General features: G+C 61.8%; 1 protein-coding gene. It reads left to right on the top strand.

Annotation, left to right across the window (positions count from 1 at the left end):
- Positions 1-563, top strand: a 563-nt coding sequence (locus AC3WMR_RS30695) for a GTP-binding protein (protein ID WP_492266984.1), incomplete at both ends; no start/stop codon positions are given.

Here is a 563-nt window from a genome sequence, read left to right as displayed (position 1 = left end):
CTGGTCGTGTCGGCCGCTGACGGTCCGATGCCGCAAACGCGTGAACACATCCTGCTGAGCCGCCAGGTTGGCGTGCCGTACATCATCGTCTTCCTGAACAAGGCTGACATGGTTGACGACGCCGAGCTGCTCGAGCTGGTGGAAATGGAAGTTCGCGAGCTGCTGTCCAAGTACGACTTCCCGGGTGATGACACCCCGATCGTCAAGGGTTCGGCCAAGCTGGCGCTGGAAGGCGACAAGGGCGAACTGGGCGAGCAAGCGATTCTGTCGCTGGCGCAAGCGCTGGACACCTACATCCCGACGCCTGAGCGTGCCGTTGACGGCGCGTTCCTGATGCCGGTTGAAGACGTGTTCTCGATCTCGGGTCGCGGCACCGTGGTGACCGGCCGTATCGAGCGCGGCATCATCAAGGTTGGTGAAGAAATCGAAATCGTCGGTATCGTTCCGACGGTCAAGACGACCTGCACCGGCGTGGAAATGTTCCGCAAGCTGCTGGACCAAGGTCAAGCTGGCGACAACGTGGGCATCCTGCTGCGCGGCACCAAGCGTGAAGACGTCCAGCG

It is taken from the genome of Achromobacter sp. FW305-C-28 (assembly GCF_058783235.1).
Note: the sequence above shows the minus strand (reverse complement) of the source record. Positions and strands in the feature narration are given on the sequence as shown.